General features: G+C 65.4%; 15 protein-coding genes. 6 read left to right on the forward strand and 9 right to left on the reverse strand.

What is annotated here, in order from left to right; genetic code table 11:
- Positions 1 to 45: 45 nt before the first annotated feature.
- The 3 genes from AAHE99_RS01780 to flhD are packed head-to-tail and all read right to left on the reverse strand — an operon-like array spanning position 46 to position 1,664.
- A complete protein-coding gene (locus AAHE99_RS01780; protein ID WP_342113768.1) occupies positions 46 to 813 on the reverse strand; it encodes a class I SAM-dependent methyltransferase in 768 nt (255 codons plus the stop codon).
- Positions 788 to 1,336, reverse strand: coding sequence for a flagellar transcriptional regulator FlhC (flhC, locus tag AAHE99_RS01785; RefSeq protein ID WP_342113771.1), 549 nt, complete (start codon positions 1,334 to 1,336; stop codon positions 788 to 790). The genes AAHE99_RS01780 and flhC overlap by 26 nt, the downstream gene beginning before the upstream one ends.
- Before the next feature lie 10 nt (positions 1,337 to 1,346).
- Positions 1,347 to 1,664 carry a flagellar transcriptional regulator FlhD gene (gene flhD, locus AAHE99_RS01790; RefSeq protein ID WP_055936061.1) on the reverse strand — a complete coding sequence of 106 codons (318 nt, stop codon included), beginning with the start codon at positions 1,662 to 1,664 and terminating at the stop codon, positions 1,347 to 1,349.
- Between the two features lie 637 nt (positions 1,665 to 2,301).
- On the opposite strand from flhD, the gene kynU reads away from it, so the two are divergent.
- The 5 genes from kynU to AAHE99_RS01815 all read left to right on the forward strand — a co-directional run bounded on the left by kynU (position 2,302) and on the right by AAHE99_RS01815 (position 6,381).
- Positions 2,302 to 3,546, forward strand: a complete 1,245-nt coding sequence (kynU, locus tag AAHE99_RS01795) for a kynureninase (RefSeq protein ID WP_342113774.1) — start codon at positions 2,302 to 2,304, stop codon at positions 3,544 to 3,546.
- A 5-nt stretch (positions 3,547 to 3,551) separates the two neighbouring features.
- Positions 3,552 to 4,394 (forward strand): tryptophan 2,3-dioxygenase, encoded by an 843-nt coding sequence (gene kynA / locus AAHE99_RS01800; protein ID WP_342113776.1) that lies wholly within the window; start codon positions 3,552 to 3,554, stop codon positions 4,392 to 4,394.
- A 143-nt stretch (positions 4,395 to 4,537) separates the two neighbouring features.
- Positions 4,538 to 5,206 carry a ribonuclease T2 family protein gene (locus AAHE99_RS01805; RefSeq protein WP_342113778.1) on the forward strand — a complete coding sequence of 223 codons (669 nt, stop codon included), beginning with the start codon at positions 4,538 to 4,540 and terminating at the stop codon, positions 5,204 to 5,206.
- Positions 5,203 to 5,757: an RBBP9/YdeN family alpha/beta hydrolase gene (locus AAHE99_RS01810; protein ID WP_342113780.1), complete on the forward strand. Its 555-nt coding sequence runs from the start codon at positions 5,203 to 5,205 to the stop codon at positions 5,755 to 5,757. Before AAHE99_RS01805 ends, AAHE99_RS01810 begins: the two co-directional genes overlap by 4 nt.
- A 36-nt stretch (positions 5,758 to 5,793) precedes the next feature.
- Positions 5,794 to 6,381 (forward strand): CHRD domain-containing protein, encoded by a 588-nt coding sequence (locus AAHE99_RS01815; RefSeq protein ID WP_342113782.1) that lies wholly within the window; start codon positions 5,794 to 5,796, stop codon positions 6,379 to 6,381.
- A 3-nt stretch (positions 6,382 to 6,384) separates the two neighbouring features.
- Here AAHE99_RS01815 and AAHE99_RS01820 read toward each other — a convergent pair whose 3' ends face one another.
- The 6 genes from AAHE99_RS01820 to AAHE99_RS01845 form a co-directional block, all read right to left on the reverse strand.
- Positions 6,385 to 6,828 (reverse strand): carboxymuconolactone decarboxylase family protein, encoded by a 444-nt coding sequence (locus tag AAHE99_RS01820; RefSeq protein WP_342113784.1) that lies wholly within the window; start codon positions 6,826 to 6,828, stop codon positions 6,385 to 6,387.
- Between the two features lie 86 nt (positions 6,829 to 6,914).
- The gene (locus AAHE99_RS01825; protein ID WP_342113786.1) at positions 6,915 to 7,772 is read right to left on the reverse strand and encodes an RNA polymerase sigma-70 factor; all 858 of its coding nucleotides are present in this window, start codon (positions 7,770 to 7,772) and stop codon (positions 6,915 to 6,917) included.
- Positions 7,762 to 10,293, reverse strand: coding sequence for an ATP-binding protein (locus AAHE99_RS01830; RefSeq protein ID WP_342113788.1), 2,532 nt, complete (start codon positions 10,291 to 10,293; stop codon positions 7,762 to 7,764). Before AAHE99_RS01830 ends, AAHE99_RS01825 begins: the two co-directional genes overlap by 11 nt.
- Before the next feature lie 6 nt (positions 10,294 to 10,299).
- On the reverse strand, positions 10,300 to 11,307 hold the full coding sequence (locus AAHE99_RS01835; protein ID WP_342113790.1) for an ABC transporter substrate-binding protein: 1,008 nt from the start codon (positions 11,305 to 11,307) through the stop codon (positions 10,300 to 10,302).
- On the reverse strand, positions 11,300 to 12,496 hold the full coding sequence (locus AAHE99_RS01840; RefSeq protein WP_342113792.1) for a hybrid sensor histidine kinase/response regulator: 1,197 nt from the start codon (positions 12,494 to 12,496) through the stop codon (positions 11,300 to 11,302). The genes AAHE99_RS01835 and AAHE99_RS01840 overlap by 8 nt, the downstream gene beginning before the upstream one ends.
- A gap of 69 nt (positions 12,497 to 12,565) precedes the next feature.
- Positions 12,566 to 14,023 carry a hypothetical protein gene (locus AAHE99_RS01845; RefSeq protein WP_342113794.1) on the reverse strand — a complete coding sequence of 486 codons (1,458 nt, stop codon included), beginning with the start codon at positions 14,021 to 14,023 and terminating at the stop codon, positions 12,566 to 12,568.
- Positions 14,024 to 14,044: 21 nt separating this feature from the next.
- Here AAHE99_RS01845 and AAHE99_RS01850 point away from each other — a divergent pair, with 21 nt between their 5' ends.
- Entirely contained in the window at positions 14,045 to 14,263 is a 219-nt protein-coding gene (locus AAHE99_RS01850) for a hypothetical protein (RefSeq protein ID WP_342113796.1), read from the forward strand.
- The last annotated feature ends 86 nt before the right edge of the window (positions 14,264 to 14,349 follow it).

Consider the following 14,349-nt stretch of genomic DNA (forward strand, 5'->3'; position numbering starts at 1 on the left):
AACTACAATAACGTGAAGACGCCTCTGCGGCAAGGAAAACTGCCTCTAAATCACTCTTATATAGAGTGGTGGCCCGCCCTCTGTGGTAAGGATGGTCTTGACGCCGCCTGAGGCTGGAATATCAAATTCGTAACTGGCCAGCAAACTGCCGGGACGCATCTCGTGCTGGGCCTTGCGCCACAAGGCCGGCATGGCGGCCGGCGACAGATAAGCGAACACCAGGTCGTAATCGGCAAAGTTCAACTGGTCATAGTCGCCCCGCACAAAGCGCGCGCGGCTGCCGGCCAGCGCGGCCCGCAGGCGCGACACCAGCCATGGCACCGGGGCCAGTTCAATACCAATGGCTTCGGACTCCGGCCGTGCGGCAGCCATATGCAAGGTGAAGCCACCCAGCCCGCTGCCGATATCGATCATGCGCAGCGCCCTGCCCTGCGGCAGTTCGGCCAGCACAGCCTGCCACACGGCGCGGTTGGACGGGTAGTAAGGAACCTGGGTGCGGTAGGTAGACCAGTACCAGCCCAGCAGGATGAGGAAGGCGGCGGCGGCCAGCCAGGTCGGCATGTGCAGCGCCAGGCCGGCCAGCAGCGCCAGCGGGAACAACAGCTGGATCGCCAGCCACCAGCGCGCCAGGCCCAGCTTCCAGCTGAGGGCGGCGGCCAGACCGCCTTGCAGCAGCGCCGCTTGCAGCAGCGTCAGGCCGGCGCCCGCCGCATCAGCGGCAACAGCCAGCGCGGCGCATGGCAGCACCGCGCCGGCCTGGACCAGCAGCGCCTGGAGGGCGGGAATCTTAAGCGGCGAGCGCTTCGGCGGCATCCTTGGCCTTGCGGGTCTTGCCGGCACGCGAAGGCATATGGCACAGGCCGCACTTATAGTCGCGGTTCAGGTCCATGGCGTCGACCACGAATTTGCCCTTGCAGCAGGTGCAAGGCTTGAGCTGCAGCATATTGCTGCCAGCGAATTTGACCAGGGTCCAGGCGCGGGTCAGCGAGAGCAGCGGCTCTTCGCCCGGCGCCGGCGGCATTTGTTCCAGGTACAGCTGGTAAGCCTTCATCACGGCGCGGATGCCGCTGGCGCCAGCGTGTTCGACCAGGAAGTTATGGATGTTCATGAACAGCGAAGAGTGGATATTCGGCTGCCAGGTCAGGAACCAGTCGGTCGAGAAAGGCAGCATGCCTTTCGGCGGCGACACGCCGCGCAGCTCCTTATACAGCTTGAGCAGGCGTTCGCGCGACAGCGACACTTCCGATTCCAGCAGCTGCAGGCGGGCGCCCAGGTTGATCAGCTCAATGGCCAGCTGGATTTCCTGGGCCTCGGTCACCACACTCTTCTTGGTCATGGCGCGCTCCTTAAGCGATTTCTTCGACTGCCTGGCCGGCCATCAGGATCGCGGCGTGCGACTGGGCCAGCGAACGGTCCTTATTGTAGTTGGTCAGCATGCCCAGGATGGCGCTGTCGTCGAAGCGGAAGCGGGCCAGCATCATATTGCCGCCTGCCAGTTTCAGGATCTGGGCATTGCTCATGCCTTCGATCAGGTCGGCGATATCAGCCGAGATACCCAGGCGGAAGATTGCGGTGACCTTATCGGCGCGGATCATTTGCTGGGCGAGCATCAGGTAGCTCAGGTTCGCGTCGCGGATTTCAGCCATCATGTCGTTTGCGGTCATGTCCATCTCCTGTCGGTTTCAGCTTGCAACGCAAATGTTCGTTGCCGTTGAGACACATTCTGCTGGAGGGGCCAAAAAGCACAAAGAGGCGGGAATCTGTATTTTGAGCCGGGAATAGACGAAGTGACCCCGTAGGACTTTGTCCTACAGAGCTCTGCCCATAGAGGGGCAACACCAGTATTGGTGCGGGTTTGCGGGGCGGTCGGGCTCGCCAAAAACTCAGGAGCCGAGGGTAAAAATGCGATATCGCGGAGATGCTTTTTTGCGACATCTGAACTGGTAACGGCAGGGTTTTGAGGAACTTTAGGGTTTTACGCAAAAAATTTTAAATTTTTTTCGCACCACCCAAACTGCCGAACAGCAAGCCTTTTACCGGGCTTCTAAAAACGGTAACGGCAGGACTTTGGGGAACTTTAGGGTTTTTTGAAAAAATTTTTGAAAATTTTTTAATTCCTTGCAAATCAATGACTTAATGCGAAAACCGGCACCCCGGTGCCTGACCAGCAGGGTCAGGCACCCGACTGGCAACCGCCGCAGGCTGGTACCTGACCCGGCGGGTCAGGTACCGGTTTGCCGGTTTTCAGCGTTCAAACGTTGCTACAATCTCACTTTCTTTAAGCCTCAAGGAAAGCCCCGCATGATTTCCCGCTCCGACTGTCTGGCCCGCGATGCCGCGGACGCCCTGGCGCCGCTGCGCGAGCAGTTCGACCTGCCCGCCGGTGTTATTTATCTGGATGGCAACTCTTTGGGCGCTCGCCCGAAGGCCGCCCTCACCCGCGCCACCGAAGTGATCGCGAAAGAATGGGGCAAGGACCTGATCACCAGCTGGAACAGCGCCGGCTGGTTCGAGATGCCGAAACGCCTGGGCGACAAGCTGGCCCCGCTGCTCGGCGCCCAGGCGGGCGAAGTGGTGGTCACCGATACCACCTCCATCAACCTGTTCAAGGCCCTGGCCGCCGCCATCCATGACCAGGCCAAAGCCGCGCCCGGCCGCAAGGTCATCCTCACCGAACGCTCGAACTTCCCGACCGATATCTATATGGCCCAGGGCCTGGCTTCCTGGCTGGACCGCGGTTACGAAGTGCGCCTGGTCGACAGCCCGGAGCAGCTGCCGGCCGCCATCACCGCCGACACCGCCGTGGTGATGCTGACCCACGTGAACTACCGCACCGGCTACCAGCACGATATGGCCGCCACCAGCGCCCTCGCCCACCAGCATGGCGCGCTGATCGTGTGGGACCTGGCCCACTCCGCCGGCGCCGTGCCGCTCGACCTGCATGCGGACGGCGCCGACTACGCGGTCGGCTGCACCTATAAATACCTGAACGGCGGCCCCGGCGCGCCAGCCTTCATCTGGGTTCCGCAGCGCAACCAGGAAAAATTCGCCCACCCGCTGTCCGGCTGGTGGGGCCACGCCAACCCGTTCGCCATGGCGCCCGACTTCGCGCCGACCAAGGGCATCGGCCGCGCGCTGTGCGGCACCCAGCCGGTGACCTCGCTGGCGATGGTGGAATGCGGCCTGGACGTGTTCGCGCAAACCGGCATGGACGCGATCCGCGCCAAGTCGCTGGCCCTGACCGACCTGTTCATCGCGCTGGTCGAGCAGCGCTGCGCCAACCATCCCCTGGGCCTGGTGACGCCGCGCGAGCACGCGCGCCGCGGTTCCCAAGCCAGCTTCACCCACCCGCATGGCTACGCCGTGATGCAGGCCCTGATCGCGCGCGGCGTGATCGGCGACTACCGCGAGCCGGAAATCATGCGTTTCGGCTTCACCCCGCTGTACACCAGCTTTGCCGACGTATGGGATGCGGTGGAAATCCTGAAGCAGATCCTGGACGATAAAGCCTACGACATCAGCGCCGCACGCGGCGCAGTAACCTGAACATCATGACCGATCAAAAGAAAACCGGCGCCGAATGGCATGGCGCGCAGATGGACTTCTCCAAGTCCATGAGCTATGGCGACTACCTGGGGCTGGAGAAAATCCTGAACGCCCAGCACCCGCTGTCGCCCAACCATAACGAGATGCTGTTCATCGTGCAGCACCAGACCAGCGAACTGTGGATGAAGCTCATGCTGCACGAGCTGCACGCCGTGGTCGACCATATCCGCCGCAACGACCTGCCGCCGGCCTTCAAGATGCTGGCGCGCGTGGCGCGCATCATGGACCAGCTGGTGCATGCCTGGGATGTGCTGGCGACCATGACGCCGCCGGAATACACCGCGATCCGCCCTTACCTGGCCTCGTCCTCCGGCTTCCAGTCGCACCAGTACCGCGAGATCGAATTCATCCTCGGTAACAAGAACGCCAATATGCTGGCGGTGCACCAGCAGGCGCCCGCAGCGCACGCGGTGCTCGACGCCGCCCTGCACGCGCCCTCGCTGTACGACGAAGCGATCCGCCTGCTGGCCCGCAACGGCCTGCAGATCGACGCCGAGCGCCTGGACGGCGACTGGACCCAGCCGACCGTGGCCAACGAATCGGTCAAGAACGCCTGGCTCGAGGTCTACCGCGACACCAGCCGCTACTGGGCGCTATACGAGCTGGCGGAAAAGCTGGTCGACATGGAGACCGCGTTCCGCTTCTGGCGCTTCCGCCACGTCACCACTGTCGAACGCGTAATCGGTTTCAAGACCGGCACCGGTGGCACCGCCGGCGTATCCTACCTGCGCAAGATGCTGGACGTGGTGCTGTTCCCCGAGCTGTTCGCCCTGAGGACCGCGCTATGACCGCCACCACGCTCGAGCCCGTGTCCACCTTGGGGTCAGGCTCTTTGGTGGACACGACCTCAGCTTTGCGTTCGCCATTGCCCCTCGCCCCTTCGGTCGCCATTACAGCCGACCTCGTGTCCACGAAAGAGCCTGACCCCAGGGTGGACACGGGCTCGAGCGTGGCGGCGCGGGCGCTTGTCCTGGCCGCTGCCCTGCTGTGCGCGGCGCCGGCCCAGGCGCGCGATGACCGCGCTGGGGTGTTTGACTATTACGTGATGTCGCTGTCCTGGTCGCCGGAATACTGCGCCGGCCGCGGCGGCAACGATCCGGTGCAATGCGCCGATGGCCGCCAGCTCGGCTTCGTGCTGCATGGCCTGTGGCCGCAATTCGAGCGCGGCTACCCTGAAAGCTGCGGCCGCGTGAACATCCCGGGCCGCCTGCGCGACCAGTACCAAAGCCTTTACCCCTCCCCCAAGCTGCTCTACCACGAGTGGAACAAGCACGGCACCTGCTCCGGCCTCGCGCCGCAGGACTACCTGTCCCTGAGCGCCAAACTGAAAGACGGCCTGAAGATCCCGGCTGCCTTCGCCCGCCCGCAACAGCCGGTGCGCGTCAGCCCCGGCCAGTTCGAAGCCGAGTTCCACAAGGCCAATCCATGGCTGGCGAAAGACTCGGTGCTGCCGGTGTGCGGCTCCGGCGGCCGCTTCCTGCGTGAAGCGCGCGTCTGCTACGCCAGGGATGGCAAGTCCCGCAGCTGCTCGACGGAAGCCATCGCCTATTCGCAAAAGAGCTGCGGCCAATCCACCTTCCTGATGAAGAATGTGAAATGACCGTCCTTACCCTGGCCGGCCTGTGGAATTCGGGCCCGCAGCACTGGCAAACCCACTGGGAACAAAAACACGGCTGGCAGCGCGCCCCGCACCGCGATTGGGAAACACCCGACCGCGAAGAATGGGTGCGCGAACTGGATGCGGCCATCGCCGCCTGCGAACGCCCGCCGGTACTGGCCGCGCACAGCCTGTCCTGCACCCTGGTGACCTGGTGGGCCGCCGCCCATGCGCAAACGCCCGAAGGCGCAGCGCGTATCGCCGGCGCCTTCCTGGTCGCGCCAAGCGATGTCGACGCGCCCAGCTACCCGACCTGCACCACCGGCTTCCAGCCGATGCAGCTGGCGCGCCTGCCTTTCCCCTCGATCGTGGTGGCCAGCACCGACGACATCTACGTCAGCACCGAGCGTGCGCGCCAGTTTGCGCAGGCCTGGGGCAGCGAACTGCACCTGGTCGGCGCGGCAGGCCACATCAACGGCGACGCCGGCTACGGCCCCTGGCCGGAAGGTGAAGAATTGCTTCTCGGATTCGTGCGCCGCACCAGCACACGTTAAGCGGACAATCGGCTCGGGGGATTACGAGGAGCCGTTATGAAAACTCATCTGCGCCAAGGGCTGGTTGCACTGGCCCTCCTGATCGGCAGCGCGGCCGCGCAAGCCGATCCCACCACCTACACCGCCAACCTGAGCGGTGCAGCGGAAGCCACACCGAACGCCTCGCCCGGCACCGGCAGCGTGACCGTGGTCTTTGACATCGCCACCCACTACCTGAGCATCTCGTCCAGCTTCAGCGGCCTGGTTGGCACAACCGGGGCCGCCCACATCCATTGCTGCACCGCCGTTCCGGGTGTCGATGCGGCCGGCGTTGCCACCATGGTGCCGACGTTTGCGGGCTTCCCGTCCGGGGTGAACAGCGGCAGCTACGCCGCCGTCTTCGATACCTCGCAGGCTTCGTTCTGGAACGCCACCTTCATCACCAATAACGGCGGCACCACATCCGGTGCGGAAGCGGCCCTGCTGGAAGCCCTGGGATCCGGCACGTCCTACTTCAACATCCACTCGTCGGTTTATCCGGCGGGGGAAATCCGCGGTTTCCTGGCGCCGATTCCAGAGCCGGCCCAGGCCTTCCTGCTGCTGGCCGGCCTGCCGCTGCTCTGGCTGCGGCGCCGGCGCGCCTGAGGCTTAACGCGGGATCGGGTTGCGCGCCGCCACGTTCAGCATATTCCAGGAACGGATCACCGCAACCACGAAGCCCAATTCTGCGATCTCCTCGGCGGAGAAATGCTGCTGCACGCGGGCATACGCTGCGTCGTCGGGATCGCGCACCGGAATCGCGTTGATCAGTTCCGACCATTCCAGCGCGGCGCGCTCGCGTTCGGAGAAGAATGGCGCCTCGCGCCAGCCCGCGACCGCGTTCACATGGCGCGGGTCGACATCCATCTTCAGCAAGTCCTGGTAGTGCATATCGATGCAGAAACCGCAGCCATTGATTTGCGAAATACGCAACAAGACCAGGTCGACCAGCTTTTTACCCAGCAGCTCGCGGTTCAGGCCATTCGACAGGGCCAGCAGGTGCTGGAACGATTTCTGGGACAGTTGGAAGTAGTTGTAGCGCAGGGTGCTCATGGTGGATCCTTTCAGTCTGATGGTGAAGACCGCACTGTGCGGCCTTCTTGTCCATTAGACGGAGCAGCCCTGCGTTTTGTGACAGCTCAGTGGAAAATCCCTGCCAGCTTGTCGGGATTACGCACCACATAGATGCCGGTGATGCGCTGGCCGTCGCTCAGGAAGCCCTGGGCCGACTCCAGCTGGCCGTCCACAAAGCGCAGCAGGCCAGGTTCGCCATTGACCATGGCCGGGCGGTATTCGATGGCACCCAGCTTGTGCATGCCGGCATACAGCGCGGCAATCTTGTCAGGATCGGTAATGACAATGCCGAAGGACTTGACCTTGCCGCCGCCGTCGCCCACCAGCTCCAGGTCCTCGGCCAGCAAGACGCGCACGGCAGCCTTGTCGCCGCTCGCCGCAGCCTCCACGAAACGCTGCAAGAGCTGGCGGTGGGTGCCGGCCGGCACGTCGAAGCGCGACTGGCCTTTCTGCACCCGCTCGCCGGCCCGGCTCACCATCTGGCGGCAAGCCGCCTCGGACTTGCCCAGCTGCTCGGCCACCTCGTCGTAGTCGTAATCGAACACCTGGCGCAGCAGGAAGGCGGCGCGCTCCTCCGGCCCCAGGCGCTCCAGCATCCACATATAGGCCAGCGACAGGTCGCTGGCGCGCTCCGCCTGCACTTCCGGCGTTTCCTCGTCGACGGCAACCAGGGGTTCGGGCAGCCACAGGCCCTCGTAGGCTTCGCGTTCGGCGATGGCGGCGCGCAGGCGGTCGATCGACAGCCGGGTCACCACCGTCACCAGCCAGGCTTCGGCCGACTGCACGCTGCGCGTATCGGCGCCCTGCCAGCGCAGCCAGGCGTCCTGCACCACGTCTTCGGCGTCGGCGCGGATGCCGAGCATGCGGTAGGCGATGGCGAACAGCCGCGGGCGGTGCGCGGCGAAAGTGATTTCATCGGTCATGCACGGGACTATACCCGACCTTGTTCACTTTCAGCAGGACCTCGCGCAGTTCGCGCACGCGCGGCGGTTTGCTCAGCACCTCGTCCACGCTGGCCGGCTTGGCGTCCACGTCGCCTTCCGGGATCAGGCGCTGGCCCCAGCCTGTCACCAGGATCACCGGCGTGGCCGGCGACAGTTCCTTGATGCTGGCCGCGACCTTGCGGCCATCCACGTGCGGCATGCCCAGGTCGCTGAACACCGCGTCAAACGGTTCGCTCGACGCCTGCGCCATGCGGAAGCGCTCGATGCCGGCCGCGCCGCCATCGGCCGCCACCACCATGTGGCCATCGCGCTGCAGGATCGAGCGCATCGAGGCCAGCACCGCCGGGTCGTCGTCGATCACCAGCAGGCGCATCGGTTCGGCAATGGCCACGCTGGCGGCCGGCGCTTCCAGCGGCGGGATATTGGCGTGCGCCTGCGGCAGCGGGAAGGCCAGCGATACCGTGGTGCCCACGCCCAGCGCCGACTCCACCTGCACCAGGGCGCTGTGGCGCTCGGCCATCGAGTTGACCGTCGCCAGCCCCAGGCCGCTGCCGCGCTCACCCTTGGTCGTGAAGAAGGGATCCAGGCAGTGGCGGCGCGTGGCTTCATCCATGCCGACGCCGCTGTCCACCACGTCCACCAGCACATGCTCGCCGGTACTGCGGGTGCGCAGCGTCAGCGCGCCGCCGTCCGGCATGGCGTCGACCGCGTTGAACACCAGGTTGGTGAGCGCCTCGCGGATTTCCGGTTCCGCCCCCATGATGGACGGCAGGCCGGGCGCCAGTTCCAGCTTCATATTGATCACGACGCCGCGCTGCTGCGGCATGTCGCTCCAGCGCGCGCGGGTCAGGTCGACCACCTGCTGCGCCAGCACGTTGAGGCTGACCGCGCCCAGCTCCACCTGCGGCTCGCGGCGCCGGTACAGCTCGCGCATGCGCGCCACGGTCGCCGCCACGTCGTCGATAGCGCGCGCAATCACCTGCAGGTTGCCGCGCCCGGCCGCGCTCAGGCCGCTTTCGGTCTCCAGCAGCGATTCGGTGTACAGCGCCACCGGCGAGATGGCGTTGTTGATGTCGTGCGCAATGCCGCTCGCCATCTGGCCCAGCGCGCGCAAGCGTTCCTCGCGGGTGACCGATTGCTGCGTCGCATGCAGCGTGTGGTAGGCCTGCTGCAAGGCGCCGTACAACTGGGCCTGGCGCGCCGCCAGGGCCGCGTGTTCGCTCAGCTGGCGCAGGAATTCGCATTCGCCGCTGGAAAACGCGTTGGGCGCCACGCGCGCCACCGCCAGTACCCCGAACACCACGCTTTCGGCCTGCAGCGGCGCCAGCACCAGGCAACCCAGCCCGCCGCGCGCCAGACGGCGCGGGAAGGGGAAGTCCGAACCGCCGATATCCGGCTCATACACCAGCTGGCCTTTGACGCAGCGCGACAGGCCGTTGTTATCGATCGACACCTGGGCGCCCTCCTTCAGCGCCGCATCGCCCGGCAGGCGGGCGTTGCCCAGGCCGACGCAGCTGGCCTCCAGCACGCCGTCCTGCAGCAGGAAGACGCAGGCGAAATCCACCGGCAGCTGGTCTTCCAGGTTACGCACCAGCACCTGCAGGATGCTGCGCAGATCCTGGCGCTCGCCGATCGAACGCGTCATCTGGTGCAGCAGGCTGAGCCGGGCCAGCTGCGCCTGCACTTTCAGTTCGGCGCCCTGGCGCTCCGCCATTTCGCTGTGCAGGGCGGCATTGGCTTGCACCAGCTCATCACGCGAGACGGTGGTGGTGCGCAGGCGTTCGGTCATGCTGTCGAAGGCGCGCGCCAGGTCGCCCACCTCGTCGACCGCCTTCAGATTCATACGGAAGTCCAGCTTGCCCGCCCCTACCTGTTCGGCGCCGCGCCGCAGGCGTTCCAGCGGGTGCGCCACGCTGCGGATGGTCAAGGCCAGGGCGGCCAGCACGGTGAAGGCCAGCAGCAGGCCGAGGGCGGACGCCACCACGGTAGCGTTCTGCTGCGCGGCCAGAACCCCTTCCCGGCTCAGGCGGGCCAGCAGTTCGGCATCGCCGATCATGGCCTGGGTGCGCGCCATCAGCTGGCCGAACAGGCGCGCTTCCAGCTGGCGCAGCACGTCCGCCTTGTCCGGCGCGTCGCGCAGGTCCTGGCGCACCACCACCAGTTCGGAAAAATGGCGCGCCAGCAGCGGCAGGTTCTGCTGCAGGGAGTTCAGCAGGCGCTCTTCTTCGCGGCCGCGGAACACGTCGTCGCGCAGCAGCAATCCTTGCAGCGACTCCTTGCGCAGCTGCCATTGCACGTTGGCGCGCCGCTCCTGGGTCTGGGCAAATTCCAGCGACAGGTAGCGCAGCGATACCACGCCCGACGCGATTTCGCCAGCGCGCTCGTTGCGCATCAGCTCCAGCTTGACCTGGCGCGTGGCGCCCAGCATCAGCACCACCGCCAGCGCCACGCCGGCCAGGCACAGCCACTGGGCCCATTTGAGGCGGGTGATTATTTTCATGGCGTTCTAATGGATGACGGTGACGGCGGCCGGCCGCACTTCAACCAGGCCTTCCAGATACATATTGTCGAGGAAATTGGGCATCTCGCGCGAGCTGCCCAGGCGGTTGCGGATGGCCCAGCGCGCGCGGTCCTCCAGCGCCAGCAGCAGCGACTGGTCCAGCTCGAGCCCGAAGTGGTAGTTCGGCCAGGCGTTCAGCACCTCGTCGCGGTTCAGATGGGCGGTGGCCGGCAGCACGCCGTACAGCTCCTGCGGCGCGCGCTCGCAGTAGGCCGACGCTTCGGCCAGGGCGCGCAGCACGCGCGGGATGACGGCGGCGTGCTGGCTGGTAAAGCGCTGCAGTGCCACCAGGTTGTAGATGCTTTCATAGGCCTGTTCGCCGGAAAAGCTGACCGCCGCATCGCCCAGCTGCTTGACGGTGGCGCCCAGGAACGGCTCCCAACCCGAAATCGCATCAACCTCGCCGCGCTGCAGCGCCTGGCCCAGCTCTTCCGGTTTGTAATTGACCATCGTCACTTCGCGCCCTTCCATGCGCTGCCAGTTCAGGAACACGTCCAGCGTAAAGTGGCCCGAGGTGCCTTGCGACACGCCGATCCGCTTGCCTTTCAGGCTGGCCGGCGTCACCACCCCATGGTCGCGGCGGCCGACGATGCCGTGGTCCTTGCCGGTGCGGAACAAGGTGGCCAGCACCTTGACCGGCAGGCCGTCCATGGCGGCGAACACGATCGGGATGTCGGCCACGGTGGCCACGTCGGCCTTGCCGTCCAGGACCGCCTGCAGCGACGCCTTGCCGCTCGAGAAAGGCAGCACCTTGACCTGCAAGCCCTGGGCCGCGAAATAGCCGCGCGTCTGGGCCGCCACCACGGCGCAGGTGCCGACATATTCGGTATTGGCGGCGATCACCAGCGGCTCCGCCGGCGACGCGGGCTGCCGGTTCCGATGCCACAGCCAGGCCACCGCCACTGCCAGCAGCAGGAACAGCAGCGCCAGGATTTGCATGGTGCGGCTACGCATGTTGCACCAGTTGCGTCGTTTCCGGCGCCAGCTGCAGCTCGATCCAGAACGTGCTACCCTGCCCCGGCTTGCTCTCCACGCCGACAAAGCCCTGCATGGCTTCCACCACGCGCCGCGTCAGCGCCAGGCCCAGGCCACTGCCCTCTTCGGCCTCATCGCGCGCCAGCCGGTTAAACGGCTGGAAGATATGCTGCAGCTGGTCCGCGTCCAGCCCCGGTCCGGTATCGGTCACAGAGATGCGCAAGCGTTGGCCCTCCGCTGCGCTGCAGGCCACTGCCACCTTGCCCTGCTCGCGGTTGTACTTGATGGCGTTGGATAACAGGTTGATCAGCACTTGCACCAGGCGCGTGCGGTCGGCCCGCAGGCGCAGCGGCGGCACCGCGCCAAAACCCAGGCTCACGTCGTGCTTGGCGGCCAGCGGCGTCACCATCATGCGGCACTCCTGCAGCACGGTGGGCAGGTCGACCGCCTCGATCGCCAGCGGCACCTTGCCGGCCTCGATGCGCGCCAGGTCGAGGATTTCGTTGACCAGCTTCAGCAAATGCTGGCCGGATTGAACGATATTGCGTGCGAAGCGCTGCTTTTCCAGCTGGGTGGCCGGCAGCTTGTCGGCCGCCAGGATTTGCGCAAAACCGAGGATGCCGTTCAACGGCGTGCGCAGTTCGTGGCTCATATTCGACAGGAAGCGCGATTTCTCGGCGTTGGCATGCTCGGCCGCCGTGCGCGCCTGCTCCAGGCGCTGGTTGGCCTCCGCCAGTTCTATCACGTTTAGCCGCAGCTGGCGTTCCAGTTCCGCATTGGCCAGGCGCAGGCTGCGCGTGGCCTGGGCTCGCGCCAGCACCGGCAGCAGCGAGGAAGCCTTGAACGGTTTGACGATGTAGTCGAGGGCGCCGGCCTGCATGGCGCGCACCGCGGTCGCGATGCTGCCTTCCCCCGTCATGATGATGCAGGCCAGGTCGGGGTCGCGCTGCATGGCGGCCTTGACCAGTTCAATACCGTCCATGCCGGGCATGTTCAGGTCCGACAGCATCAGGTCGAACGATTGCGCCTGCAAGCGTTCCAGCGCCGACTCGGCACTGCCGCAACCCTCGGCTTCATACTGGTATTGGCGCAGCACATCGCACAGGGCCCCGGTCTGGGCGCTCTGGTCATCGACGATCAGGATACGCAGCTTGCGGACATCCGTCATGCAATCCTCGCGGGATGCGGGAGTTGCATCGATTATGCCGTTCCACAACTGGTTAAAGTCTCACCAAATCTAACGCCGCGACAACACCTGGAAGCGCGGCAAGCGGTGTACCACGCGGTACTCCAGCAGTTCGGGCACGTCGGCACTGAAATAATTGATGAAATCGAAGATGGGGCGGCCCTGCTCGTCAGTTTCCAGCAACAACAGCCGGGGCGGCTTACGGTAAAAGTCTTCGGCAAACGTGGCGTGGACCCAGCGTATCGCGTTCTGCTGGCCGGAGCGCTGCATGGCTAGCACAAAGCTCATGGTCGGGATACGCGTCGAGGTACCAATGCCAGGTTCGGTCACCAGCGGAAAATTCATCTGGCAGGTGGAGAAGATGATGACCGGCCCACCGCCCAGCTCGCGGATGACGGGCCCGAACTGCGCCGGATAGGGGTTGACCGTGCCGCCGTGCCGGACTGCCCCCGCCAGCGCCAGCAATGACACGGCCAGCATGATGGCTGGAATCACGGCCGCATGGCGGTGCGACATCGCCGCCGCTGCCGCCTGGCCAAACAGCATCCAGGCCAGGGAAACGGCAGCGATCCAGTGGTAGGAAAAGCCTTTGTGCTGCACCAGGGCGGCCAGCACAAAACCCAGCGCCGCCAGGCCCAATACGGTCTTGAGTGGCGAGTCGAAACCGCGCACCAGCAGCGCCAGGAACACCAGGATGCAGGTCACGTAAAAGTACGGCACGTCCAGGAACACCATCCAGCCTTCGGTATAGCCCCAGTAGCCGATGGCCAGGACCCGCAGCATTTCCAGGTAGTGGGGAGCGAACAGCCAGGCGGCGGCCAGGTACGCCAGCAACAGCGCCAGCGCCACCAGGCAGCCCACGGCCAGCCGGCGCTCGCGCCGGAAGGCAAACGCCTCGACCAGCATCGGAACCAGCAGGAAGTGCGGCTTCAGCGCCAGTCCGAGCGTGGCCAGCGCCGCGACGCCGGCCTGCACGGTGCGCGATTGCGCCTGGCCCCCGCAGCGGCGCGCCGCTTCCGCCAGGTAGGGCAGGATGCACAAGAAGACGATGTGCTCACGCTGCCCGAACTCATATCCCGGCAGCAGCAGCGCCACATAACTGCCCGCCGCCAGCCAGCTCCACCAGTGCCCCGGACTCAGCGCGCCCCGCAGCAGCTGCGCCGACCAGGCCAGCGACAGCAGTCCCAATGCCAGGACACACAGCCGGAACACCTGTTCACCGCCAACCCCGGTCAGCTGCGCCAGCCAGGCGATGGGCAGGTTGAGCCACACGATCAGCGGCGGGTTGATCTCCATGACATCCACATACAGCGTCTCGCCGCGCAACAACCTTCCGGCCGCGTGCAGCAGGTACGACACATCATGGTTGAAGACGTAGAAGAAGCAGGCGGCCAGGCCGCAAGCAGTTGACAGCAGCACCAGCAGCGGCGGCGCCAGCTGCAGCCAGCCGCGCCGCGCCGCCAAGGCCGGCTCCGGGAGTGCACTGCTTTCAAGGAAGCTGTCTGACATGCCGGGTTCCTGTCGATGGGCTTGAGCGATCTTAACAACAAAAAGCTGTGCCTGCCAGAATGCCTCATGCCCCGGTCAGGCACAGCGCCGGGCGCCCTGGGCCGTCTGGCCATCGTGGGCGTGCTCGGCCTGCTGCTGACCTGGCTGGGCACTGGGCTCACCGGCAACGTACTGCTTCGTCCTGCGCGGTTTCCAATTCCGGTTGGGCTTGTTCAGGAAATCGAACGGGCATTCGGCTAACTGAGGATTCCACGCCACACTCGCGGCTGATTTGCTGATGAGTAATAGCGCTGAGCTTTTTCCACTATTAGAATTGTTCCAGCCGC

The organism is Pseudoduganella sp. OTU4001 (assembly GCF_038440195.1).
GTDB lineage: Bacteria > Pseudomonadota > Gammaproteobacteria > Burkholderiales > Burkholderiaceae_D > Rugamonas.

What these genes read in the sequence shown, in the direction of transcription:
- AAHE99_RS01780 (WP_342113768.1), bottom strand. Translation starts at nt 813, where the DNA reads ATGCCGCCGAAGCGCTCGCCGCTTAAGATTCCCGCCCTCCAGGCGCTG.
- flhC (WP_342113771.1), bottom strand. Translation starts at nt 1,336, where the DNA reads ATGACCAAGAAGAGTGTGGTGACCGAGGCCCAGGAAATCCAGCTGGCC.
- flhD (WP_055936061.1), bottom strand. Translation starts at nt 1,664, where the DNA reads ATGACCGCAAACGACATGATGGCTGAAATCCGCGACGCGAACCTGAGC.
- kynU (WP_342113774.1), top strand. Translation starts at nt 2,302, where the DNA reads ATGATTTCCCGCTCCGACTGTCTGGCCCGCGATGCCGCGGACGCCCTG.
- kynA (WP_342113776.1), top strand. Translation starts at nt 3,552, where the DNA reads ATGACCGATCAAAAGAAAACCGGCGCCGAATGGCATGGCGCGCAGATG.
- AAHE99_RS01810 (WP_342113780.1), top strand. Translation starts at nt 5,203, where the DNA reads ATGACCGTCCTTACCCTGGCCGGCCTGTGGAATTCGGGCCCGCAGCAC.
- AAHE99_RS01815 (WP_342113782.1), top strand. Translation starts at nt 5,794, where the DNA reads ATGAAAACTCATCTGCGCCAAGGGCTGGTTGCACTGGCCCTCCTGATC.
- AAHE99_RS01820 (WP_342113784.1), bottom strand. Translation starts at nt 6,828, where the DNA reads ATGAGCACCCTGCGCTACAACTACTTCCAACTGTCCCAGAAATCGTTC.
- AAHE99_RS01825 (WP_342113786.1), bottom strand. Translation starts at nt 7,772, where the DNA reads ATGACCGATGAAATCACTTTCGCCGCGCACCGCCCGCGGCTGTTCGCC.
- AAHE99_RS01830 (WP_342113788.1), bottom strand. Translation starts at nt 10,293, where the DNA reads ATGAAAATAATCACCCGCCTCAAATGGGCCCAGTGGCTGTGCCTGGCC.
- AAHE99_RS01835 (WP_342113790.1), bottom strand. Translation starts at nt 11,307, where the DNA reads ATGCGTAGCCGCACCATGCAAATCCTGGCGCTGCTGTTCCTGCTGCTG.
- AAHE99_RS01840 (WP_342113792.1), bottom strand. Translation starts at nt 12,496, where the DNA reads ATGACGGATGTCCGCAAGCTGCGTATCCTGATCGTCGATGACCAGAGC.
- AAHE99_RS01845 (WP_342113794.1), bottom strand. Translation starts at nt 14,023, where the DNA reads ATGTCAGACAGCTTCCTTGAAAGCAGTGCACTCCCGGAGCCGGCCTTG.